This is a genomic window from Ruminococcus albus 7 = DSM 20455, assembly GCF_000179635.2.
Lineage (GTDB): Bacteria > Bacillota > Clostridia > Oscillospirales > Ruminococcaceae > Hominimerdicola > Hominimerdicola alba.
In genome coordinates this window covers 1,423,106-1,447,192 of sequence record NC_014833.1, presented here as the reverse complement: position 1 = coordinate 1,447,192, position 24,087 = coordinate 1,423,106, and the positions used below count along the sequence as shown (strand labels likewise).

Annotated in this window: 20 protein-coding genes; 13 read left to right on the top strand and 7 right to left on the bottom strand. The window is 45.0% G+C overall.

Going from position 1 to position 24,087, the window contains the following annotated elements; all coding sequences use genetic code 11:
* Positions 1-102: 102 nt before the first annotated feature.
* Both spoIID and RUMAL_RS06360 read left to right on the top strand, forming a co-directional pair.
* The gene (gene spoIID / locus RUMAL_RS06365; RefSeq protein ID WP_013497942.1) at positions 103-1,065 is read left to right on the top strand and encodes a stage II sporulation protein D; all 963 of its coding nucleotides are present in this window, start codon (positions 103-105) and stop codon (positions 1,063-1,065) included.
* 187 nt (positions 1,066-1,252) lie between these two features.
* On the top strand, positions 1,253-2,719 hold the full coding sequence (locus tag RUMAL_RS06360) for a C40 family peptidase (protein ID WP_013497941.1): 1,467 nt from the start codon (positions 1,253-1,255) through the stop codon (positions 2,717-2,719).
* Between the two features lie 107 nt (positions 2,720-2,826).
* On the opposite strand, the gene RUMAL_RS06355 is transcribed toward RUMAL_RS06360, so the two are convergent.
* Positions 2,827-3,474 (bottom strand): redox-sensing transcriptional repressor Rex, encoded by a 648-nt coding sequence (locus RUMAL_RS06355; RefSeq protein WP_013497940.1) that lies wholly within the window; start codon positions 3,472-3,474, stop codon positions 2,827-2,829.
* Positions 3,475-3,665: 191 nt separating this feature from the next.
* Positions 3,666-4,607, bottom strand: coding sequence for a DNA-binding protein WhiA (whiA, locus tag RUMAL_RS06350; protein ID WP_013497939.1), 942 nt, complete (start codon positions 4,605-4,607; stop codon positions 3,666-3,668).
* A 217-nt stretch (positions 4,608-4,824) separates the two neighbouring features.
* On the opposite strand from whiA, the gene RUMAL_RS06345 reads away from it, so the two are divergent.
* Entirely contained in the window at positions 4,825-8,724 is a 3,900-nt protein-coding gene (locus RUMAL_RS06345) for a S8 family serine peptidase (RefSeq protein WP_013497938.1), read from the top strand.
* An 86-nt stretch (positions 8,725-8,810) separates the two neighbouring features.
* Here the strand turns inward: RUMAL_RS06345 and RUMAL_RS06340 are convergent, their stop codons facing one another.
* Entirely contained in the window at positions 8,811-9,431 is a 621-nt protein-coding gene (locus RUMAL_RS06340) for a DUF4867 family protein (RefSeq protein WP_013497937.1), read from the bottom strand.
* Positions 9,432-9,760: 329 nt separating this feature from the next.
* On the opposite strand from RUMAL_RS06340, the gene RUMAL_RS06335 reads away from it, so the two are divergent.
* From RUMAL_RS06335 to RUMAL_RS06290, 10 genes are all read left to right on the top strand, one after another.
* On the top strand, positions 9,761-10,873 hold the full coding sequence (locus RUMAL_RS06335; RefSeq protein WP_013497936.1) for a CDP-glycerol--glycerophosphate glycerophosphotransferase: 1,113 nt from the start codon (positions 9,761-9,763) through the stop codon (positions 10,871-10,873).
* Positions 10,870-13,476 (top strand): hypothetical protein, encoded by a 2,607-nt coding sequence (locus RUMAL_RS06330; RefSeq protein ID WP_013497935.1) that lies wholly within the window; start codon positions 10,870-10,872, stop codon positions 13,474-13,476. The genes RUMAL_RS06335 and RUMAL_RS06330 overlap by 4 nt, the downstream gene beginning before the upstream one ends.
* Positions 13,460-13,972 carry a DUF4358 domain-containing protein gene (locus RUMAL_RS06325; RefSeq protein ID WP_013497934.1) on the top strand — a complete coding sequence of 171 codons (513 nt, stop codon included), beginning with the start codon at positions 13,460-13,462 and terminating at the stop codon, positions 13,970-13,972. Before RUMAL_RS06330 ends, RUMAL_RS06325 begins: the two co-directional genes overlap by 17 nt.
* 120 nt (positions 13,973-14,092) lie before the next feature.
* Positions 14,093-15,103 (top strand): UDP-glucose 4-epimerase GalE, encoded by a 1,011-nt coding sequence (gene galE / locus RUMAL_RS06320; protein ID WP_013497933.1) that lies wholly within the window; start codon positions 14,093-14,095, stop codon positions 15,101-15,103.
* A 159-nt stretch (positions 15,104-15,262) separates the two neighbouring features.
* Positions 15,263-15,547, top strand: a complete 285-nt coding sequence (locus RUMAL_RS06315; RefSeq protein ID WP_013497932.1) for a hypothetical protein — start codon at positions 15,263-15,265, stop codon at positions 15,545-15,547.
* Positions 15,548-15,588: 41 nt separating this feature from the next.
* Complete coding sequence (locus RUMAL_RS06310; protein WP_013497931.1) at positions 15,589-17,091, top strand: sialate O-acetylesterase; 1,503 nt, start codon at positions 15,589-15,591, stop codon at positions 17,089-17,091.
* 203 nt (positions 17,092-17,294) lie between these two features.
* Complete coding sequence (locus RUMAL_RS06305) at positions 17,295-17,942, top strand: hypothetical protein (protein WP_013497930.1); 648 nt, start codon at positions 17,295-17,297, stop codon at positions 17,940-17,942.
* 228 nt (positions 17,943-18,170) lie between these two features.
* Positions 18,171-18,719, top strand: a complete 549-nt coding sequence (locus RUMAL_RS06300) for a class D sortase (RefSeq protein ID WP_242843404.1) — start codon at positions 18,171-18,173, stop codon at positions 18,717-18,719.
* Positions 18,692-19,633: a hypothetical protein gene (locus RUMAL_RS06295; protein WP_013497928.1), complete on the top strand. Its 942-nt coding sequence runs from the start codon at positions 18,692-18,694 to the stop codon at positions 19,631-19,633. Before RUMAL_RS06300 ends, RUMAL_RS06295 begins: the two co-directional genes overlap by 28 nt.
* Before the next feature lie 298 nt (positions 19,634-19,931).
* The gene (locus tag RUMAL_RS06290) at positions 19,932-21,875 is read left to right on the top strand and encodes an EAL domain-containing protein (RefSeq protein WP_013497927.1); all 1,944 of its coding nucleotides are present in this window, start codon (positions 19,932-19,934) and stop codon (positions 21,873-21,875) included.
* 199 nt (positions 21,876-22,074) lie between these two features.
* On the opposite strand, the gene RUMAL_RS06285 is transcribed toward RUMAL_RS06290, so the two are convergent.
* The 4 genes from RUMAL_RS06285 to RUMAL_RS06270 are packed head-to-tail and all read right to left on the bottom strand — an operon-like array spanning position 22,075 to position 23,959.
* On the bottom strand, positions 22,075-22,362 hold the full coding sequence (locus tag RUMAL_RS06285) for a hypothetical protein (protein WP_419247553.1): 288 nt from the start codon (positions 22,360-22,362) through the stop codon (positions 22,075-22,077).
* 57 nt (positions 22,363-22,419) lie between these two features.
* Positions 22,420-23,058, bottom strand: a complete 639-nt coding sequence (gene nth, locus RUMAL_RS06280) for an endonuclease III (RefSeq protein ID WP_013497925.1) — start codon at positions 23,056-23,058, stop codon at positions 22,420-22,422.
* Positions 23,055-23,660: an SMI1/KNR4 family protein gene (locus tag RUMAL_RS06275; protein WP_013497924.1), complete on the bottom strand. Its 606-nt coding sequence runs from the start codon at positions 23,658-23,660 to the stop codon at positions 23,055-23,057. The genes nth and RUMAL_RS06275 overlap by 4 nt, the downstream gene beginning before the upstream one ends.
* Positions 23,661-23,704: 44 nt before the next feature.
* Positions 23,705-23,959, bottom strand: a complete 255-nt coding sequence (locus RUMAL_RS06270; protein WP_154662815.1) for a hypothetical protein — start codon at positions 23,957-23,959, stop codon at positions 23,705-23,707.
* Positions 23,960-24,087: the final 128 nt, after the last annotated feature.

The window sequence follows — 24,087 nt, the reverse complement described above, 5'->3', positions numbered from 1 at the left end:
GTCTATATGAGGATAGCCGTTTTATTCAAAACAGTTCTATATGCTGTGCTGCGTGCATATATATAATACATACGGACAAACATTACTCCGGGAGGTCATAGGATGAGAGCTGATGTTCAATGCGCTGTTGTGCTGACGGTATGTATGGCACTGATACCGTGTCTTGTATTCACGGGTATAAAGAAAACGGATGAGGATATGAATGTCAGGGTATATCTGAACCATGAAAACAAGGTAGTGGAATACCCGCTGGAGGAATACATCGTCGGAGCAGTGCTTGCTCAGATGCCTGCTGATTTCAATGAGGAGGCACTAAAAGCACAGGCTGTACTGGCAAGGACCTACATATACCGCCGCACCCTCAGCGAAGAGAAAGATCCCACGCCCTCGCTGCACGGTGCTGTTATCAGTGATGATGACAATATCTACCAGAGTTTTTTAACACCTGAGGAGGCAAAGGATCACTTCGAGAGCGATCATGACAAAGTGCGGCGCCGAGTACTGAAAGCAGTCCGCAAAGCACCTTGGATACTTACTTATAAAGGTGAGCCTGTGACAGCTGCTTATCATTCGGCATCATCGGGCAGTACAGAAAGCGCTTTATGTGCATGGGGACAGGACATACCCTATCTTCAGCCTGCCGACAGCAGCAGTGACGCTTTACTTAAAGGGATCGAAAGTGATGCTGACATTTCCTACGATGAAATGCGGGCTATTGCAGACGAATGCTTTGGCATTACTTTACACGGTGCTGAAGATAAATGGCTGGTCACAGAAAAAAATGAACGGGGCTATGTAACTTCGGCAGTATTATGCGGCACCGAAGTGGATGTACAGAAGTTCGTTTCTGCCTGCGGTATAGCTTCACCCTGCTTCACTTTCAGGTGCGATGACAGCAGTATAGTATTTACAGCAAAAGGATACGGGCACATGGTCGGCATGAGTCAGTACGGTGCAAATACCATGGCAGAGAACGGCAGTTCATGCGAGGAGATACTCGATCACTATTTCAAAGGATGCACCCTGAAAAAAACAGAAAAAGATCCCAACGAAAAAGTTTCATAAATTCATCACAATGTAAGCGAAATGTAACCTTTCTCGGCATTTCAAGCCATGAAAAACTCCTATTTACCGCATGTTCAGAAATATTTAACTTGACAAGGCTGCCGATTTTGAGTATAATTAAATAAAAAATTACGTTACGGTTACAAACCATAACGTTCTACGGCAGCTGAAAGGACAGACCGAAAAAATGATAAACAATAAATATACAGTCAAGAAAGCCATAGCCATCTGTCTTGCACTTACCCTCGCAGCAGGCGTGTTCGGAAATGCGGGCAGCAAGGAGAATATGCTAAGCATATCGGCAGCCCCTTCTCATGAGGAGTACAGTTCAGAGCTGGAATTGCTGAAAGCCGAGCAGGAGGCACTTGATAAAAAAATAGCTGAGGCAGAAGCTGAGCTTGAAAAGCAGAAAGGCGATCTTAAAGCGCTGAAAACTCAGTACACTGCGGTAAAAGCAAAGATCGACAACGTAGAGGAACAGCTTGCGAAAAATGAAGATGCTATGGTAGATCTGGACAGCCGTCTGCTCGCGGCGGAAAATGATCTGCAAAAGAAAAACGAGGAGATAGAGGTACTGAAAGCCGAATTCATGAAAAGGCTGAAAACCATGTACGTTGCAGGCGGTATAAGTTCATACGAAAATGTACTTGTAAATTCCTCTGATTTCTTTGATGTACTGATGCGTCTTGAACTTGTTAAGCGCGTAGCTTCTCACGATGATGAAGCACTGGACGAGCTTATGGAAAAAAAGCGCGAGATAGAGGCAGTAGAAGCCGAGATAGCGGAAAGCTCGGAGAAACTGAAGGCGCAGACAGCACAGTACTCAACTATGAGAGAAGAACTGAACAAAGAGAAAGCGACGCTGAAAAAGCTCATTGACAGTGCTGACGGAAAGCTGGATACCATGGCGCTGGATAAAGCGGCAATGGAACTGCGTTCTTCAGAACTCACCGAAGCAAGAAAGACTGCCACCGTCAAGACTACTACCGCTCCCGTAACAGAGAAGACAGAGGGCAGCAAGAAGACCGCAGGCGACAGCTCGGAGGATGAAGCAACTACTACGAAGCAGACCACTGTTTCACCCGATGTGGACGAGCCTACTGATAACGAGCCTGTTACTACTGCCAAGAAAAAGGTAACTACAACCAAAAAGACGGAAGAGCCCGAGCCCGAACCTCAGCCTGAGCCGGAGCCTCAGCCGGAACCCGAGCCTCAGCCTGAACCTGAGCCCGAGCCGGAACCCGAGCCTCAGCCACAGCCGATAGATGATTCGCGTCAGGCAAAGATAAATAAAGTTATGGAATACGCCCGCAGCAACGTAGGCGGTGCGTATGTATGGGGCGGTGCAAGCTACCGCGCCAATGACTGCTCGGGACTTGTTATGCTTTCCTACGCTCAGATAGGCATATCTCTGCCGCATTTTGCGGCTTCGCAGGCAAGCTACGGCACAGCCGTAAGCTATAACGATCTGCAGGAAGGCGACCTTATATTCTTCGGATACGGCGGCATAAGCAGTATAACCCACGTAGCAATATACAACGGCAACGGAAGGATAGTACACGCTGCTAACAGCAGTGTGGGCATAATATACTCCGAACTTGCCTACTACCAGCTGTATAATCCACCTATAGTATGTATCCGCAGACTCATATAGCAGTATACATCATCAATATAAAGATCTTACGGCATACCTTTGCGGTATGCCGTTTCTGGTACAAAAAAGCCCGCGAGATGATTCTCACGGGCTGCATCTATATGTTCTTATTCCTCAGGCTTATCCAGCTGATTTGTACGATAGGTAAGAGTAAGCAGGCTGTCACCCAAATGGACGTTCTCAACCTCGATGCCCTTGTGATCAATGGTAAGATCGTAATGTGAAAAATTCCAGAATGATCTTATGCCAAGCTCAACAAGCTTATCCGCTATAGCCTGTGTATTCGCCTTTGGTATACACAGCACAGCGATGACAGGGTGTTCCTCTTCGCAGAAAGCATCTATCTCATCGGTATGCCTTATGGCTATGCTGCCGACAGTTTCACCTGTCAGGCGGGGATTAGCATCAAATATACCTACAAGTCTGCATCCCCTGGAAGCGAAATTTATATGCATGGCGATCGCCTTGCCGAGATTTCCCGCACCGATAAGTATAGTCGGGAATTCCTTATCCACACCGAGTATATGCCCTATCTCCTCCCTGAGAGATTTTACATGATACCCGTAGCCCTGCTGCCCGAAACCGCCGAAGCAGTTAAGATCCTGTCTTATCTGAGATGCAGTAAGATTCATCTTCTCGGAAAGCTCCCTTGAAGATATTCTCTCGACTTCCTGCTTTTCAAGCTCACCAAGGAACCTGTAATACCTCGGCAGACGTTTTATGACCGATGTTGATATATTACCGTTCTTACCCATCTATGAACTGCCCTCCCGAGTCATGGTCAGCGGTATTGAGTTGTTCACTCACAATAAGACCGCAATTTACCGTTTTATAATAAGTTGCCTTTGTCAAATAAATAACGATATTATTATATACCCAAATCCAACTTTTGTCAAGTGCAGAAACCATCTTAACACGGAAAACATTTTTTCACCGTGAGCAAAAATCAGCTCCGATCAGCGTCATGCTTTTTTCTCAGATCCTCAGCCATTTCAGCAAGCTTCTGCAAACGGTGATTAGCACCTGAACGGGATATGGGCGGGTTCATCTCGGCACCCAGCTGTTTCAGGTTGTAATCAGGATTCTCAAGCCTGAGTTCAGCCATTTCCCTCAGCTGTTCGGGGAGCGCCGAAAGTCCGATCTTCTGATCTATAAGCTCTATATCAGCCACCTGCCGCTCAGCCGCACGCAGGGTCTTATCTATATTGGCGTTATCGCAGTTCATGGCGCGGTTTATCTTATTGCGGACATCCTTCTCCATCTTGACGTTCATAAGTTCCATTGAACACATTGTAGCACCCATAAGCGTCAGCATATCAATAATATTCTCGGACTCCTTTATATACATGACCTGAGCACCCTTGCGCTCAACGTGCTTCGGGAGGATCTCATGGCGCTCGATAAGCAGCAGACCCAGATCGTTGCAGAGATCCAGCGTGGGCATAACGAATTCCATGTGATACTTTTTGCTGGGATCATTCACAGAACCGCAGGCGAGAAATATCCCTGCCGCCAGCTGAGGGAAGAACTTATCCTTGGGAAGATACTCCTCTGTCAGCCTTCTGCTCTCATCCATACCGAAATAGTCAAGCAGATATATCCTCTGCTCCTTATCGGGCATAGTAAGGCTGTAAAGCGTTACACCGCTTCGGCGCTCGGCTTCACTTACGTCCACAGCGGCATCGTCTTTAAGTATCCTGCACACGTTGCGCACGAAAAAATCCTTTACCAAAGTGTTCTCGGTAAGAAAAAGTATACCCTTGTCGCTGAGTTCGTTACAGCAGCACAGCAGCCCCATAAGACAGGCATCAGCTTTCTGTGAGGTGTTTATCCTCTCGATGATCTCTGACTTGACCCTGTATGAAAAAGACATTTCGTCCACGTTCATCACTCCCTGTAGAGACATTATAACATACTTTCGTTATTTTAGCAATAGCAAGCTTGACTGACATTTCCGGGGCTTCTTAATATTTTCATAAGTATCAGGATAATCATTGACAAATATAATTAGTTAAGGTATAATTTATAAAGTATAAAGTTCTGCGAAATAAGTCTTTCAAATGATAAACACCATTTTTTTACATTTTATTCTGAGAGGTGACAATATGAACAAAAAATCATTACAAAAATTAACAGGAATAGTTTCTGCAGTCGCAGTAGGTACATCGTATATACTTCCTGCAGCTGCCCTTGGCACCGAGAAAAAAGCTGTATATGACGATATAGTGCAGGTCATAGTGGAGCTTTACGGTGACCCTGTACTTGCTGCAGATAAGGGAGATATGGGTGCGGACTATCTTGATACCTACGCTGCAAAGGCAAGAGTACAGCAGTTGGAAAATATGCGTCACAATGCTTTCGGGGAGATACTTTCTCTATACCCTGATGCAGAGCTGGATTTTACTTATGATGCAGTATTCAACGGTTTTGCCTGCACGCTTCCCCGCGAACTGATAGATGAAGCCGGCAAGCTCAGCGGTATAAAGGACATAATGATATCAAAAACAAACCAGATACCCAGTATGCAGACCTACCGTGAACTCACGGGCATAAATAAATTCTGCGCCGATACGGATATCACAGGCAAGGGCAAGGTCATCGCTGTTATTGATACCGAGCTTAACCTCGACCATGAGATGTTCTCAGCCTTCGAGGATGATTCTTTCGTAAAGCTCACAAAGGATGATATCAAAAATGCTGTGGAGAACCGAGGATTGAATTTCGATATCGACCCCGACTCAGCCTATCGCAGCAGCAAGATCCCATACGCGGTATCACTTATCAATAAAGACGATCGCTATGCTGTCGGCAGTGATGTCGAGGAGATGTTCCACGGTACGCACGTATGCGGCATAGCTGCGGGCAACAGAGTGGATCCGTACGATGACGGTGATATGATGAGCGGTGCAGCGCCCGATGCACAGCTTATATTCATGGCAGGATTTGATTACAGTCCCTATTTCGGACCTTCTATAGATGACTCTGTAGCTGTGGCAGGTATTGAAGATGCTGTAAAGCTGGGCGCAGACGTTGTCAACCTGAGTTTCGGGCAGCACTGTCTGAGCACCGATCAGGAAGAACTTTACGGAACAGTTCTGAAAAACGCTGATAATGCAGGGGTAGTAGTATGTGCAGCAGTAGGAAATTCCGGCACTCCCGAATCTGACCCCGCAGATGTTGACCGCAGTATAATAGATACTCCCGGTTTTCTTGATGATGTTTTCACTGTTGCAGCCACCGGTGTATCCTTTGATCTGTATAACAGAATGGAACTTGCTGACGACACGAAAGTATATTGTTTAGCATCTACAACAGAAGAAAAACACGGTAAAGTTAAATACGAATTTGTAAACTGCGGTTCAGGCAGCAAAGAAGAGATAGAAGCCCATGACGTTAAGGGAAAGCTTGTGCTGGTAGAAAATGTTTCTTTCAGGAATGATCTGTACGAAACTGAACTAAACGCTAAAAAAGCAGGTGCTGCAGGTGTATTGCTGTGCTCATGCGATAATGATTTTCATTCAGAGAATCAGCTTTTTGATGACCCTGATTTTATCGCCATAGGAACAGATCTCAGCGGCAGCAAAAGAGTGCTTGCCCAGACCGATCACCATATCATCGTAGATCTTGATGAATATACCGAGCATGAAATAAAGGGTATAGCTGATTTCTCATCTATAGGCAGTGTACAGACACTTGAACTGAAGCCCGAGATAGCAGCCCCCGGTCAGGGAGTGCTTTCTGCTTCGTATGATGGTTACGAAAGCATGGACGGAACTTCTATGGCTACACCTTTTGCGGCAGGCTGTTCGGCACTGGCTGCGGAGTATATCGAAAACAAGGGATGGAAGGTCTCGGGCAGTGAAAAGACAGCACTTGTCAAGGCTCTGCTTATGAATACCGCCGAAAAGGTAATGCTTGACGACATCCCATACTCTCCCAGAAGACAGGGCGCAGGAATGGTGGATATGAATGCCCTGGGCAACTGCTGTGTTACCATGACAAACAACGGAGATGCATCCGTATGCCTCGGTTCAATGCTGGGTGATGAATTCAGTTTCGATGTTACCCTGCATAATTACGGTGACAAGGATGTACACTTTAAGAGTGCGGATCTTATAATGATATCCGAATCAGTGGAAGATGATGAATTCACATATTCACCGATCCTCACGGATAAGCCGGCAGTCCTTGAACATTCTGCAGTATTTTCAACGGATGATATATCCGTAAAGGCCGGCAGTGAGATGACCTTCACCGTTAATGTGACCCTTGACCCCGACAATGTTAACACACTTGACGGGATATTCAAAAACGGCTGGTTCGCTGAGGGTTACCTTACACTTTCCGGGGCTGAGTACTGTTCAGACATATCTGTACCGATAACAGGCTTCCACGGTGACTGGAACGCTGCACCGATCATCGGTGATGATTTCATTGAAGGCAATACGGAATTTATGGAAAACGTTATGAAAACTCCGCTTCTCGGCAATTACCTTCCGGCTTCGGTATCCATATCCGAATACCTTAACGCATTTATGATCGAAGACTTTGAAACAGCATCCCAAAAGATGGATGAAGCTACCCGTCACAGATATTTCATTTCACCCAATCAGGACGATATAGCTGACATAATGTGCTATAATTATTTCGGCAAACGCACAGGCATACTCAAAAAAGCATATATGACCGGTCAGAACGGAAGCATAATACCCCTTCTGTCATACGAAAACCCGATCTACACACAAGAGGCATCCCAGATATATCTCGACCCTGTATACTTTGCCGAAGACGGTGATTATACCCTCGATCTCGAAATGGAACCGATGCACAGTGACCGTGATATCACTGCACAGAAAAAGTCTTTAGGCATAACAGTCGATACTGTGCCTCCCTCTGTAAGCGACATAAAGATCGCTGAAAAAGGCGGCAGAAAGATACTCACTATAAAAGCACAGGACAAACATCCCGAGGGAATATACATAATCGGCAGCAGCAGCGGAGATAATAAGGGTATACCTTTTGATACCGTTCAGACTGCGATAAACAACCTGGATCCCAACAGCAGTATCATCCCTGCCGGAACGGGTGTAGGTTCTGTACCCAAAAACAGGATCAGCAGCACAGATCTGTTCTCATTCTTTGATGATGTACTTTATATACAGCCCGATAAATATGACTATGATTTCTTCGATGCTTTACCTGCGGTTCCCGATGAGAACGGCTGCCTGACATTCAGCTACGACATAACCGATCTTTCTGACTATACTATCACTATCACTGACAGGGGCTACAATTCAGTGACATATACCGAAAATCTGCCGTTTGTCAACTCTATACCCAGTTCACAGCGTATAGATAAGGGCACGCTGCTGAAAGATATAAAGGTACCTGATCATATCTATAACGGAAAGATAGTTTCAAAGGGCTGGGAGATATATAATGAAAAAACATACGAGTGGGAAGCACTTCCATATAATACCAGGTTTACCGAGAAATACAACAACAGACAGATCAGGTATGCTGTAAGATCCGAAGAATGCGAAAATTACAGCAATCCCATGCTGCTGCTTGTCAACGGTGTTTCACTCATCAAGGTAACTGTTTATTCCGATGGTCAAGTGATCTATTGCCGCGATCAGTTCCCGTCACCAATGAATATGGATTTGTTTTACTCGTGGAGCCCGGATCCGTTTTCACAAATCACCAACAACACTGAGTACAGGATCGAGATGGAAGCTGACGGCTATGTGACCAGAGTTATGGAATTCGACGGAAACAATGTCCCTTCCGATATAGATGTGTACTTAAACAGGCTCGGGGATATAAACGGTGACGGTACTTTGAATGTTACCGATATATCAAAAGCCGCTGCCCACATAAAAAGCAAAAGAAGTATCGGCGAATACGAACAGGTCGTCGCTGATGTGAACTGCGACGGTAAATTCAATATTACAGATATCTCCAAACTTGCAGCAAGGATAAAAGGCAAAAAGCTTTTCGCCTGACTTAAATACAAAATATGGATAACCATAATACAAAAAAAGAAGCATCTCCGCGATGCTTCTTTTTTTGTATTACACTGTTACAGTGGTCAGATAGATATATTCTCGCCCTTCAGACCGATGTAAGCGCCCTGCTTTGCCTCAGCAGAATCAGCATGAGCCAGCAGCCACTTGTTTCTTGCCCAGAGGGTCTTGTCCTCTGAATCAATTATATCGCCCTTGGCAAGATCTGTATTGGTGTTTCTTGGGAGTACTATAGCTACTCTGAAACCACCGTCCTCAGTCTGACAGGGAGCATAGTGCAGAGATGTAGCATAAACCTCAACAACAGCACCTGCAGGTGCACGGAATGCCTTTACATCAGCGGTATCCAGCACGCCGTCGATTATCTTTTCCTGCTTGGCAAGCAGAAGAACGAAATCTGTCGCACCGATGTTTATCTCGCTGTTCCTGTGGTACTCAAGGCAGTTCAGTAACTTGTTATGACCCCAGCACATACCGAGTTCTATGGGCATACCACCGAAAGCATTATTCTCCAGGGACTTGAATATGCCGCATTTTTCCAGAGAATCTATCCAGGGCTCGTATGCAACGCCATCTGCAGGCATTTCAACAGCATTCATAGCCGCGATAAGCTCCTTGGTATCATAGCCCTCCAGTACCTTTCCGAACTCTCTGAATTCGGGATCGTTGACCGAATAGATCTTCATTAATGAATCCTCCTCTATTATTGTGGCGCCGCAGAGGCGCATGATATAAAGTCGTCCGGCAGAGATCTCTGCCGTGTAAATAACGTATTTATTATATCATATTTATAGTTACAAGTCAACAATACGCGCCTGCATTAATGTTCATTTTTTGTGATTCTTTAACTGATTTTTGCTAACTTGATACTCTTCACCGTAACTACCCTGTCCATACTCAAAGGGGCAAGATTGACACCCCGATATATTTGTGTTATACTGTATAAGGAAGAATATGCCCGTTACAGCCATTAGTACTGCGGGCTTTACATAACATCACTTACGAGGAGTTCACCATGAGCCTTAAACTGAAACTCAGGCAGATCGCTAAGATGCTTTTGCAGAATATGCTTCTGCCATGTATATATTTTATTTTCTCACGCGGCAAGATAGAAAAAGGTCTTGTACTGTTTGCAGATGCCCACCACAGCAATTGTCCGTTCAGTATGCGTGTGATGCGGCACAAAGTCGCAAAAATGAAGGGAGTACACGTAAAGGAGTTTTACCTTGATCTCAAGAAATGCTCAAAGCATGAGCTGGTAAGATTTATACTTGATTTTATGATAGCTTACGGCAGGGCTGAATATGTGTTTATATGTGACACCTTCCTGCCCGTATCAAGCTGCCGCAAGCGCAGCGGTACCTTTGTCACACAGCTTTGGCATTCTGGGGGACTGCTGAAAAAAGCAGGCTATGATTCCGAAGACTGTGTACCATCCTTTTATAAAGGTGAGGTCTTTGGCGGTTATGACCTGTGGACGGTAAGCGCACCCTGTGTTGCCCCCGTGATAGCTCGCTCTTTCCGCCAGAGATACGATAATGTGCGCTCACTGGGTATAAGCCGTACTGACATATATTACAGCCGCAAGTACAATGACCTCTGCAGGAAAAAATTCTTTGAAGCCCACCCCGAGGCTGTCGGCAGAAAGATAGTGCTCTGGGCTCCCACATTCCGCGGAAACGCAGCCGAGCCATACGTGGTAGGCGGTGAGGATATTGAAAAAGTATGCGCCGATAACGGCTGGTACCTTATTAAAAAGCTGCATCCGCATATGCAGCCAGATGACGGTTTCCCTGCAGAACGGCTTTTTGCTGTGGCAGATATACTTGTAACAGATTATTCCAGCGTGGTATTCGACTGGCTGCTTTACCGCAAGCCTTTCGTATTCTTCGCGCCCGATCTTGACGACTTCGATACGGAGCGCGGATTCTATGTTGATTATCACAGTTTTCCAACCACAGTTGCACAGAATGCAGCTGAGCTTTCTGATGCCATAGAAAATGAACTTTATCACCGTTCTGCCGCAGAACTGGAAAAATGTGTAAGATATCACATGGGCAGCTGTGACGGACATTCCACCGACAGGATAATAGCTGAGATATTCGGCAGAAAGGAGGAAGAGATATGAAGCTTTCTGTATTGCTTATAGCAGGGGCTTCCGACAGAGTCGCACTAGACACTGTACAAAACATCGCAGGACAATCGGGCGGACTCGTTAAGGATATCTTCCTCATCATCGCAGGTGACTTCACCGAGGACGACAGAAAAAAGCTGTACCTGGAGCGTTCTTCGGATTTCGGAATGACAGCCTTTATAAACATCGGCGGCAAGAGTGAAGCCGAACTGCTGAACACATTCATCAAATATGCCAATGCAGATCACTGCACCGTTATGCGTGCAGGCGCAAAGGTAGATCCTTACTATTTTTCAAAGCTGATAACAAAGCTGGATAATGACAGCAGCATAGATATCGCCTGCGGCAGACTTGTGGGCAGAGGTGAGGATCTTTTCTTCCCGATGTCAGCAAAAGCAGGTATTATCATGCTTGACAAGGATCACAGCTGCTTCCCGTCATCGTTTGAGTGTACATTATTTCGTACATCTTTTGCTGCACAGCACATATTTGAAACAGAAGCAGGAGAATTCACACAGCAGAAATGTATGCTGAATGCCCTGTGCGAAGGCAAAAGATTCTACTACGATGACCGCCTGACCGCATGGCTGGCAGACCGCAAGCCTACTCCTGCAGAAAACCCGGTAGCTGTATTTGAAAAATGTCTTATCCCCCTTACCGAAAACTGCAAGGGTAAAGACGGAAGACTGCCACTGTTTTTGCAGCATTTCATAACTTCGAAAGTAATCAGGTGCATAAACAGAGGTCTGGTGAAAAACGAATATCCCGAGGAAGAAAGAAAATATCTGACGGACACTCTGCAAAAGGTACTGCATCCCGTAGAGGACAAAGTAATATGTGATGTGTACGGAATATTGGACAAAATATCTAACTGCCGCTTTGAGGAAAAGCGTCTTCTGCTAGGTCTGAAGCACGGTCACGAAAACTATTTCCCCGATATAAGCTACAACAGCGAAAAACTGTTTTCGGTGCAGAAGGACATAATCCTTTCAGACAGCACAAATATGTTCATCGAGATAGTACAGCTTAACCTTTACAAGGATAATATTGAGATAGACGGAAGCTTCGACAACATTTTCAGTGAGCGCCGCACAAAGGTCACGGCAGAATACGCGGGCAGCGAATACAAGCTTACCTATGACCGAAAAGGCAAGCCCACAATGTTTTTCGGAAAAAAGCTGGAAAGAAAGCGCACGTTCCATCTGAGCGTACCTATCGCAGATGGCAGAAATGAGCTCAGGTTCTTTATACTGTTCAAAGGCTGCAAATACGAACTTAAAGCGCTGTTCAGTTCTCGCGGGAGCAAACTTGAAAACGGAGCTCCTGACAGCATTTTCCCACTGGGCAACGGATATTTCGCCCGTGCCGAAAGCGGCAGACTGGTAACACTTCCGCTGACAGAGAAGGAGCAGCGAAGGTACTTCCGACAGACCATGGCACGTGCGGCATACAGCGGTATGCCCTTTACACTAAGGACCGCTTATCGCTGCAGCAGAGCGTGGTTCAAGAACAGGAATATATGGATATTTGCAGATGATACAGAAAATGGCGGCGGTGCGGCGGAAGATATGTTCCGTTACGCTATGACAAGGCACGATGAGCTGTACTGCTACTATCTTACAGACAAGGAGAGCCCTGCCGCACAGCGTCTTATCGCAGACGGCTACAAGCCGCTATACAAAGGCACTTTGCTGCACAAGCTTCTTTTCATGAATGCACAGGCCTACATAACTACCGTACCCGATGTAATGAAGACCAATTTTCCTACAAACGAAGATGAGCTCAATACAGCTGCAAGCCTTTGCCATGCTAATACCATATTTTTACAGAACAGTCCGTGTGATATGCCGACGCTGCAGAAGAATCACCGTCTTTACGACAATGTTCGGCTGTATTTCTGTGGTACCGGCGAGTATGCCGAAGAACTCAGAAAGCCTGAATACGGCTACGAGAACACTGAGGTACTGCGTATGACAGGACTTACATCATACGATCTTGTGAAAGACAGATCAGGAAACGAAAAGATGCTGCTAATGCTTGCGAGGTATATCCCCGTGAAGCAGGAGCCTTTTGCTGACAGCGAATTCTTCTGCAGCTTCAAAAAACTGCTGGAAAACGAAAGTATGCTCAATGCGCTGACAGAAAGCGGATACACCTTCACCATAGCATTTGAAGGTGTTACAAATGACGAAGCGTGCGCTCTGCCGAAGCACGACAATATAGCCTTGCTTACTGATGATTTTGATGCAGATAAACTTATCAGCCGCGCTTCGCTTATAATCACTGATGATCCCGACGAGATATCTCCCGGCATAATGCGCAAGCCGATCATCTACGCCAACACTGCGAAATGCAAGAATTTCGGTGAAAGCGCAGAAACGACAGAACAGCTTGCCGATATCCTTTGCGGTTATCTTAATGACGGAGTTCATATAAAAGAAGAACTATCCAAAAAGGCGGACGAATATTTCGGTATTCCTGCCGATTGCTGCAAACGCGTGATATACAATACTATAATATCATATCTTTACGAAAATCACGAGATAGACGGATATGAAGATTTTGAGGTGGCAGACAACTATGACGAAGAAAAATAGATACACAGCACTTATACTTGCCGCTGCGATAATGCTTGGCGGCTGCAGCGCAAAAAACAATGCAGATAAAGATAAGTCCTCTTCGGCGGAAAGCACAGAGGCAGCTGCGGATATCTCTGCGGAAGAACTGATCGAAGGCATAAGCGGAGATAACCTGGACGGCAGGCTTCATAAGTCTGAGGGGAAATATGACAAATACGCTGCAAGGCTTTACGGCACAGGTTTTGAGAATATCAGTGACGGCGCCATACTTTATAATGAAGAAGGCGGATATGCAGACGAGGTATCCGTTGTAAAGTTCGCTGAGGGCACTGACGGTCAGGAACTGCTGAAACAGCGTCTTGATGACCGCATCTCCACATTCCGCGATTACCGTCCCGATGAAATGACCAAACTTGATAACGCAAAGATATTCAGCGCAGGCGGTTTTGATATCCTGATAATCTCAGACGATGCTGATAATATCGAAAAGCAGCTGAAAGAAAAGCTGTCATAACCCTCGCGCGGGTAACAGCATCAGTCACATATTTTTAGCAGAATTGTCAATTGAAATATGAGCAGAATATGGTATAATGATTATATATTAATTAAAATGATTTACCGGAGGTAATCTGACATGGCTATGATACTCGTTACAGGCGGTGCAGGATTTATAGGCAGCCACACCGTTGTTGAACTGCTGAATGCAGGCTATGATGTAGTTATTATGGATAACTTTTCCAATTCCAAGCCCGAAGCACTTAACAGGATAAGGAAGATAACAGGCAAGGAATTTGGTTTTTATGAAGCTGATATGCTCGATCTCGCTGCGATGGACAGGATATTCGAGGAAAACAAGATCGATGCAGTTATCCATTTTGCAGGACTCAAAGCTGTTGGCGAGAGCGTTGCCAAGCCTGTTGAATACTATCATAATAATATCACAGGCACTCTCCTGCTGATACAGGCTATGCGCAAGGCAGGCTGCAAGAAGATAGTATTCTCATCCTCTGCTACTGTTTACGGTCCCGTGAACAAAGCTCCATACACCGAGGATATGCCTACATCTGCCACCAATCCATACGGCTACACCAAGGTGATGATAGAGCAGATACTACGTGATGTATGTGTGGCAGATCCCGAGTGGTCGGTATCGCTGCTGAGATACTTCAATCCCATCGGTGCACACGAGAGCGGACTCATCGGTGAAGACCCCAACGGCATACCCAACAATCTGCTGCCGTATATATGTCAGGTAGCTGTGGGCAAGCTGGAAAGGCTGGGTATCTTCGGTGATGATTATGACACCCCCGACGGTACGGGAGTGCGCGATTATATACACGTTGTTGACCTTGCAAAGGGGCATCTGTGCGCACTGAAATACGTTATGGAAAATACAGGCTGCGATGCGGTGAATCTCGGAACAGGCAAGGGTTCTTCCGTTTATGATGTACTTCACAGCTTTGAGAAAGCCTGCGGCAAGGAACTTCCGTACAAGGTTATGCCCAGACGTGCGGGCGATATAGCCACCTGCTATGCAAATCCCGACAAGGCAAAGAAAGTGTTCGGCTGGGAAGCTAAGCTGACCCTCGATGAAATGACTGCAAGCAGCTGGAATTTTATAAAGAACAATCCTGAGGGTCTTTGATCTTAAATAAGACCGACCAAATAATTAAACATGAACGCCCGAAAAAATTTACGTTTTCCGGGCGTTTTTACGTTGACAAAACCATATCGTTGTGGTAAAATCAAAAGAAAGATCAAGAGTATCGGGACGAGTAAGGATGACCGTTCGGGAGGTGCCGTGATGCTGAATATTATAGGGCTCATATTCACATGGATATTCCGCATTTCGCTGATATACTATGTGCTGTGGCTTTATCTGGGCATACACTCAGCCATATTCGGTATCGACTCAGGTTGGGCAGCGCCTGCACTCAGGAACAGCAATAGCCCGAGGGAGTACGGTCGTGAAGGCTTCACAAGCGGCATCGCACTTGGGTTTATACTAACGGTTTGCGGCGGCTGGGTGGTTCTGCTGTATCAGGCTGTATACCTTATCGCCAGACTGATACTTTGGGTAATTAAATGATCCTGTATGGATAAAAATGGGTAATACGGGGAGGAATAATAATGTTGAAATGTTCACAGATGTTTTCTGACAGCATGGTGCTCCAGCGCGAAAAGTGCATAACTGTATGGGGTACAGGCGAAGACGGTAAACTCATCACTGCGGCTATCGGTGATAACAGTGCAGAGTGTACCGTAAAGGACGGCAAATGGCGTTGCGAGCTTTCTCCGATGAAAGCAGCCGCGGATCTGACGCTGACGGTATCAGACGGCACTGATACACTGACTTTCAAGGATATTGCCGTTGGTGAGGTATGGTTCCTTGGCGGACAATCCAATATGGAGCTTGAGATACAGAACGCAAAGGACGGCGCCTCATATCTTGCTGAACTTGACAAAGATACACCGATACGCTACTACTACACTCCAAAGGTAGCATCAGCAGAGGCTGCTGAAGAACAAAGCAAAAATGCAGTATGGAGCAGAGCAGGCAGCGAAGCTTCAAAATGCTGGAGCGCAGTTGGTCTTCACTTTGCCCGCAAGCTTTCAAAGGAACTTGGTGTAGTTGTTGGACTTATCGGATGCAACTGGGGAGGTACATCGGCTTCATGCTGGCTGGACAGAGCATCACTTGAAAATGACAAGCGTATATCCGCTTACATAGAGGAATATGAGGAAACCATAAAAGGCAAGACCCTTGAAGAACAGAAAGCCGAATACGAAGGCTTTCTTGAGCATGAAAAAGACTGGCTAGCAAAAGCACAGGAATACTGGAAAGATGATCCGGATATGTCATGGGGACAGCTTGAAGAAAAGATAGGCGTATACGGATGGCCGGGACCAAAAAATGAATTCAATCCCTTCCGCCCGTGTAATATGTTTGAAAACATGGTAATGAGGGTATGTCCTTATACAATACGCGGATTTTTGTATTATCAGGGTGAATCGGATGACCACAAGCCCGACAGCTACTACGTACTTCTGACAACACTGATAGCAAAATGGCGCGAAGTGTGGGGCGATGATACGCTGCCCTTTATAATGGTACAGCTCCCCATGCACCGCTATGCCGCTGACCCTGACTATAAACACTGGTGCAAGATACGTTCAGCACAGATGAAAGCATTCCGTACTATTAAAAATACAGGTATAGCTGTAATACTTGACAAGGGCGAATTCAACGAGATTCACCCCAAGGATAAACTCCCTGTTGGTGAAAGACTTTGTCTGCAGGCTGAAAAGCTGGTATACGGTATGGACGTAGATGCTTTCGGCCCGATCTTTGAAAGCTGCGTTTTCAAAGATGGAAAAGCTGAGGTCAAATTTTCCAATGCCGAAAAAGGCTTTGAAGTCAAAGGCTGTATAAAAGGCTTTGAGATAGCAGGTGAAGACGGTGTGTTCCACCCCGCAGATGTTGCACTCGGAGGCGGAAAAGCAATAGTTGCTTCAGAAAAAGTTCCGTCACCTAAAGCTGTCAGGTATAACTGGACAAACTACGGTGAAGTTACAGTATTTGGTAAAAATGGTTTACCAATGGCACCATTTTCCACATCTGATAATATTTGATTAACAAAATACTGCATAAATCAAAAAAATAATACCGTTATTTTATTATATTCTATTAGATTGGTTAAAAAAAATCTATGCACTTTGCACAAAGTTACATATACGCTATTGCAATTTCAAACGTTTTATGATATCATTAATGGTGTCAAAGAAGGAATAGTTAAGGCTATGCCTTAAATCATTTGAGTTTGGAGGAAAAAAAGATGATCAAGAAGATTTCCGCATTTGCAGCTGCTGCTATCATGGCAGCAACAATGTCTGTATCTGCATTTGCTGCAACATATGAACAAACAGTTCAGGCTGCTAAAGAAGCAGGTGTACAGTCCAACAACGTACAGGAACTGGATAATTTCCTGCAGGTACATAAGGATTGCTTCACAAGCGCTCAGTATGATGATATGATCGCTGATTTGAACAACATCAGAGATACTTATGTTGCACCTTACTGCAAGGGCGGCGCTAAGCAGGTAGTTAATAAGGCTCCCGCTGATCTGACCGAGGCTGATAAGATCCTTATCGGTAAGGAGTGGACTGAGGCTGATAAGAAGGCTATTCAGGATGACCTTATCGCTCTGGGTAAAAAGCACGATGTTATCGTTACTATCACTAAGGTAGATGACGCTCACTTCTCTGTTGCAGCTGAGCATAAGCATGGTAATGACAGCTCTTCTAACGGCAACGGCAACAAAAACAACAATGGCGGCAGCGGTACAACTATCAAGAGTGACAACCCCGTAGCAGCTACCGGTGCTGAGACTGAAACTTCTAACGCAGCAGCAGCTGTTGCAGCAGTTTCACTTGCAGTTGCAGGCTTTGGTGTATTCATGATCGCCAAGAAGAACAAGGCTTGATTTAAAGTAAACATTTCGGAGTGAATTATTATGAGTGATGCCGTAAAAAAGACGGAACACCGCACTCATAGGCATAAAACTTCGTCATCACGGGTGTTGAGGACATTCACTTATGTTCTCACACCCTTTTTGATATTGGCGATATTGTGCAGTGTGGCTGTTCTTGCTTTATTCAAACCCTATAAAGAGTATAAACCTTATCTTGACACTGCTTTTGGTGCTACACCAATGGAAGTCAGAAATCTGCGTACACTTAACAAGTACCGTGATGATGATGCTCCGGATCAGATAAAGGAGATCGAGGTAGAGGTCAATGGCGAGCAGGAAAAACACGTCATTGTCTATCCTTACTACGGTGATTTCTATGCTACGCTGAACTGTCAGGCTGCAGGTCTTAAAGACGTGCCTGTATACAGCGGTACTGATCCGTATGTTCTCGAATCAGGTGCAGGCTGGTATAACGGTTCTGTATATATAGGCAGACCCGGTAATGTAGTTATCGCAGGTCACAACCATACATTTTTCTACAATCTGCCAAAGTGCGAGATCGGCGACGTTGTTACACTTGAGACTGTTTACTGCAAGTGTACCTACGTTATAAATGAAAGAGTCGTTTTCCACGAGAAGGATTACAAATACGTGTATCCCACAGACGATGACAGACTTACTATGTATACGTGCTGGAACAATGGTAAACTCGGTATGTCTGAATATCGACTTGCGTATATATGCAAGCTGGAGGATATTGAATGGAAAGAGGTCAAGACGAAGGAATGAAAGGAATGAAAAGATTATATCATTACGGCCCGATGCTGACCTTAGCCATATTCGCAACAATTGCCGCAGTAATCATGCAGCTGCTTATTTTCTGCGATACTATGATCTTCAATACAGATTATTACGTTTGGACAATAAGTAAAAGCGGAGCTGATACCGCCTTGTATAATGAACTGGATGAATACTTCGGTCAGTACTCCAATCCAACATCCATTCCCAAGGAAGTCTATACCAAGAGTCTTAACCAAAAGAAAGTTTCTGCAACTGCTAAAAAACTTGTGAGAAGCTCTCTTGAATATATGTTCGGCAGATCTCTTTCAAAACCTGTTGTTGATTACGATTTTACAGACTTTGAAGTTGATGTTATCGACTATGTTGAGAAATATTCAGAAGCCAATAATATAGAAAAGGATCAGGAATATTACTCTTTGATCGACAACACCCTTGATAATGCTGAAAAGAAAGTTGTATCATCCTTTGATATACTTATGGTAAAGAAACTGGCTGACAGCCATTATTCTTCTATATTTAAGAAGATCGTGCCTGAAATGGGCATGGCTATGGGTATATGTCTGTTTTTACTTCTGAGCCTTTTGGGTATGATGTGGTACATTGACAGGCATCATCCATTTGATCTGCCTTATTGGATCGGAACAATCTTATTCTGCAGCTCACTGTTATTCCTGATACCGTCACTTTACTTACGCTTCTCAGGCTATTTTGACGGTCTTTTCATGGAAGATCCAAGTATCTACTATGCGATCACCGGTGCGATATACGGTGTTACTGACAGATTGATCATAGTAAACTGCATACTTCTTGCACTGGGTCTTGTGTTTATAATATTTGCACAGATAATACACGTTTTCCGTGTACGCTATGCCCAGAGCATAACAGAAGAAATTGATTATTAAATATATAAAACTCCCATGCTGATAATCGGCAAGGGAGTTTTTTTGTACACAAATAAGCGATCTTGGTCGATAAAAGCGGTTTGAAGTTATAATTCAGGTAAACATATCCTCAGTATCTTTGTGGTAAAGCAGCATTATCAGAAAAATATTCATTTTTCCCCCTCTATATCTTTACTTTTGCGTAATAATATGTTATAATAATTTTATAAAATAAGGTCAGTCTACAGCGTTTAAAAATAGATCTGCTGTAATTAAAGACTGACCGGATTATAAGATCCTTTCAAAGAGGAGGGAGCAAATGTCATATATAACCATATCAAAGATCGTAATGTACGCCGCTTCAATGCTCATAGGCACTACCGGCATACTTTTTACGCTGCTTAACCGACGTACGGACAAACAGCAGAATAAAATATATCTTACTATGCTTATAATGCTGGACCTCAACTGCATATCCGAGATACTTGCAGTCTGCAATAATTCCCGCGCTGCTATATCTCATACAGCTGAGATACTTGTAAAAACAGGGCATTTTTCTTACTTCCTGATACACTCATCCGTTCCCGCAATATTCCTGCTATACGTATTTTCGGTATGCGGTGTTAATTTCAACGGCAAGCGAAAACGCTATATCGCCCTCGCCTTCCCCGAGATAATAATCGAACTGATAGTACTTCTTAATCCGGCTACAAACTGTATGTATTACTATGACCGCAATATGACTTATCACCGCAACTGGGGACTGATGGTAGTTTATGTCATAAGCGGATTGTATATAACCATGGCAATATTCATGCTGCTGTTCTCATGGCGTGCACTGAACCGTAAACGCAGAACAGCTATGCTATACTTCTTTATACTGGTGATATTCGGGATATGCTTACAGCTGATAAACTATGACATCCGCTCTGAGCTGCTTTCAGAGGCTATAGCCCTTCTCGGTGTTATGGTAGCTATCGAAATAGAAGATGACCGCATGGATGCAGGCATGGGCATATATAACCGCCGCGCTGTCACAGCTGATATGCATACATATTTAGTCAGCGGAAAAAATCTTTCTTTGCTGTGTATAAAAATCACGAATACCGAGATAATCAAACGTGCTACAGGTTCGGATAATTCAGAAGCACTTTCAAGACTTGTGGCTGAATACCTGCGTTCACTTGTGCCAAGATACTATATCTACAGCACAAATCCGGGCACATTTATGATAACTGTCATGGGCACAGACGAACAAAAGGTAGAATGGCTTGCAAAAACCATAAGTGAAAGGTTTGAACAGCCATGGCGTATAGGCGATAATGAGATCCCTCTGAAAGTACTCATAATGTCAGCTGATGTACCTAAAAGAATACGAAGTGTCAGTGATGCGCTGTATATGGCGGACAGCCCTGTTCCGAATAAGCTTGATAAAAACATCCTCACAGGCTCAGACCTTGACTATCTGCTTCGACGTGCTGCTGTTGAAAGTGCTATTGCCCGCGGACTTGAACAGCATAATTTTGAGGTATTCTACCAGCCTACTTTCTACGTCGAGGATAACAGATTGTACGGTGCTGAAGCACTAATTCGTCTGCATGATCCCGAAATGGGCAACCTGTTCCCCGATGAATTCATTCCAATAGCAGAACAGATAGGTCTTATCGACGAAGTTGATGAATATGTTTTCCGTGAAGTATGCTCATTTATCAACAGCGGATTTCCCGAAGAAAACGGCATGGAATGCATAAATGTTAATCTATCGGTGCTGCAGTGTATGCAGCCCTCATTTGCTGAACATATCATAGAGATAGCAGAAAGCTTCGGAATTGACAAAAAAATGATAAATTTCGAGATAACCGAATCCATAGCTGCCAGTGATTACAGCATACTCAGCCGCGTCGTACGGATCCTTAAAAGGCAGGGATTCCGCTTTTCTATGGATGACTACGGCACAGGATATTCAAATATGCAGTCTATATTCCGACTTGATTTTGATGTTGTCAAAATAGATAAGAGTATTCTATGGAGTGCAGAAAAGGGTCAGATGGGACAGATAATCCTTGAAAGCAGCGTGCGTATGATAAGACAGATGCGCCGCAAGATACTTGTGGAAGGCGTTGAAACAGAACATCAGCTGCAAATGCTTCGCGATCTTGAGGTTGACTACGCTCAGGGATATCTCTACTCAAAGCCGATATCCAAAAGTGACCTCATCACCCTGATCACCGAGCGTAATAATGTTGCTGATTACAATATATAACATGGTCATCCCATTAACACACCATTACAAAGTGCTATATAACAATGAATCATCGTGTTGATGTTATCAGGATAAGCGCCGAGTATTTCTAGTTCTGATATTACACCAAATCAATTGGAGTGTAAACCGGATGATCAGAATATATTAATCAACGGACACTTCTGCCTGTTTATGGCGGAAGTGTCTTTTTGTAATACTATCAGCTGCCGCCAAGCTTTTCCCATGTTTCCCGGGAAATATCATCTCCACACGGGAATGAACCCGTTCTTTCAGAAGCTGATACTGTCTGTCCGTCGGTCATATCCCCTGCTGCGAATGTCTGTCTGCCGCTTTCTGAGACTGCGCGGTGAAGCATAATGAAATTGCCCGCATCATTCTTCATCAACAGCCTGCGCAGTTCAGGAGAAAGGGATGCAAAAAACGCTCTGCTCTCCTTATCCTTACCCAGCAGTTCGGCAAGACCTTTATTTTCTTCCAATACATACACCCCCATAAAAAAATACCGAGGTCACCCTCGGTATCATTATACCCGCAAAACTGCAGTCTATTCAGTTTTTGAAATACAAATGTCATTCAGCGGACAGCCGCCGCATTTCGGGCTTCTTGCCGTGCAATACTCCCTGCCGAAAAGCACCAGCCTGTGGCACAGGTCACTGCTCTTCTCCGGGGGAAGTATCTTCCAAAGCTCCGCCTCAACTTTTGCAGGCTCCTTGTTCTTCACAAGTCCCAGTCTGCCAGTTATGCGTATGCAGTGGGTGTCCGTTACCACCGCAGGCTTGTGGTATATGTCCCCCATTATGAGGTTCGCCGTCTTGCGCCCTATGCCGCTGAGTTTCGTAAGCCCCTCCAGGGTGTCGGGAAGTACTCCGCCGTACTCGTCCCGAAGCTGTATGCACATCTCTTTTATGGACTTCGCTTTAGTCTTGTAAAGTCCGCAGGGCTTCACTATCTCCTCAATTTCAGCTATATCCGCATCGGCAAATTCGTTGATTGAATGGAACTTCGCAAACAGCTCCTTAGTCACGATGTTCACCCGCGCATCTGTACACTGTGCCGAAAGTCTGGTAGCTATCAGCAGTTCATGGGGCTGTGCATATTCCAGCGAACATATCGCATCGGGGTACTGTTCTTCAAGCCGTTCTATAACCTTGTTTGCAAGGTCTTTTTTCTGCACTATAGTCATATTCGTTCAAATATGTCCGCGGGAGCGAAATTGATCTCAGACAGTGCATCTGTCAGCTCATCTGCGGACTTCCCTTCTGTAAGATCACGGTACTTCTCACTGAGATACGCAGTATTATTGCGGAAATACTCGTCCTCAACATCCTGCTCGTTTTCCGCCGCCAGAAGAAGCTGTATGTACATGAACTCGTCAAAGTCACGCCCCATGATCTGAGGTGCTTCGTAGCTGTCGTGAAAGTACCTTATCACCATAGGCTCTGCATTATCGGGAGTATACAGCAGGCAGTAGATGTCCCCGCCGCCGCTGTGACCAAAAGGCACTATCCGAAGTCCGTCCTTTATACGGAGCTTTTTGTCCTCCTCCTGCCACTGTGAAAGCTGTGCAAGTTCCTCTGCCGCCGACTGTACTTCCTCAAAAAGGTACATCTCGCAGTCGCAGTCCAGCATGAGAAATGCTGTGGTATCACTGACATACTCCTTGATACTTGCTTTCAGCTCCGCCCGACTAAGCTCCAGCCACTTCATGGCACCGCTGTCGTATATCCTGTGGAAAGCCTGCGGGAAACGTATCTCCTGCTGTCTTTCAAGTTCGCACAAAGTCATCTTTCTGACCTCCCTTATACCTATCATGCTGCCGCACGATATCTTTATTCTTTTTCAGCAAAAAAACCGTAAACAGGCATATTCAGCAGTATCCCCAAAACAGCCCCAAGTGCAGCTGTGCCTACGATCAGCAAAATAAAATCCAGCAAAAAGTTTACACGCATAGGGATGTTGCCTATACCCTCACATACCGCGTATACCGCCACACATGAGATCACAGCGCGTATCCTGCTTTTGCGGTTTGTTAGTTTGAAACCAAACAGGAATCCAAACATCGCCCCGATGATAAGAAATACCACCGAGTCCGACTCAAACAGCTCGCATAATATAGGAAAATGTCTCTCAAAAAAAATCATAGTTTTGAAACCATATAGCATTCCCTTAACACGCCGCTAAAGAGATACTCAGCTGCGTCTTTACGTGCGCT

Excerpts from the sequence above, each read along its gene's own strand:
- spoIID (WP_013497942.1), top strand. The coding sequence starts at position 103 with ATGAGAGCTGATGTTCAATGCGCTGTTGTGCTGACGGTATGTATGGCA.
- RUMAL_RS06360 (WP_013497941.1), top strand. The coding sequence starts at position 1,253 with ATGATAAACAATAAATATACAGTCAAGAAAGCCATAGCCATCTGTCTT.
- RUMAL_RS06355 (WP_013497940.1), bottom strand. The coding sequence starts at position 3,474 with ATGGGTAAGAACGGTAATATATCAACATCGGTCATAAAACGTCTGCCG.
- whiA (WP_013497939.1), bottom strand. The coding sequence starts at position 4,607 with ATGAACGTGGACGAAATGTCTTTTTCATACAGGGTCAAGTCAGAGATC.
- RUMAL_RS06345 (WP_013497938.1), top strand. The coding sequence starts at position 4,825 with ATGAACAAAAAATCATTACAAAAATTAACAGGAATAGTTTCTGCAGTC.
- RUMAL_RS06340 (WP_013497937.1), bottom strand. The coding sequence starts at position 9,431 with ATGAAGATCTATTCGGTCAACGATCCCGAATTCAGAGAGTTCGGAAAG.
- RUMAL_RS06335 (WP_013497936.1), top strand. The coding sequence starts at position 9,761 with ATGAGCCTTAAACTGAAACTCAGGCAGATCGCTAAGATGCTTTTGCAG.
- RUMAL_RS06330 (WP_013497935.1), top strand. The coding sequence starts at position 10,870 with ATGAAGCTTTCTGTATTGCTTATAGCAGGGGCTTCCGACAGAGTCGCA.
- RUMAL_RS06325 (WP_013497934.1), top strand. The coding sequence starts at position 13,460 with ATGACGAAGAAAAATAGATACACAGCACTTATACTTGCCGCTGCGATA.
- galE (WP_013497933.1), top strand. The coding sequence starts at position 14,093 with ATGGCTATGATACTCGTTACAGGCGGTGCAGGATTTATAGGCAGCCAC.
- RUMAL_RS06315 (WP_013497932.1), top strand. The coding sequence starts at position 15,263 with ATGCTGAATATTATAGGGCTCATATTCACATGGATATTCCGCATTTCG.
- RUMAL_RS06310 (WP_013497931.1), top strand. The coding sequence starts at position 15,589 with ATGTTGAAATGTTCACAGATGTTTTCTGACAGCATGGTGCTCCAGCGC.
- RUMAL_RS06305 (WP_013497930.1), top strand. The coding sequence starts at position 17,295 with ATGATCAAGAAGATTTCCGCATTTGCAGCTGCTGCTATCATGGCAGCA.
- RUMAL_RS06300 (WP_242843404.1), top strand. The coding sequence starts at position 18,171 with ATGGAAGTCAGAAATCTGCGTACACTTAACAAGTACCGTGATGATGAT.
- RUMAL_RS06295 (WP_013497928.1), top strand. The coding sequence starts at position 18,692 with ATGGAAAGAGGTCAAGACGAAGGAATGAAAGGAATGAAAAGATTATAT.
- RUMAL_RS06290 (WP_013497927.1), top strand. The coding sequence starts at position 19,932 with ATGTCATATATAACCATATCAAAGATCGTAATGTACGCCGCTTCAATG.
- nth (WP_013497925.1), bottom strand. The coding sequence starts at position 23,058 with ATGACTATAGTGCAGAAAAAAGACCTTGCAAACAAGGTTATAGAACGG.
- RUMAL_RS06275 (WP_013497924.1), bottom strand. The coding sequence starts at position 23,660 with ATGACTTTGTGCGAACTTGAAAGACAGCAGGAGATACGTTTCCCGCAG.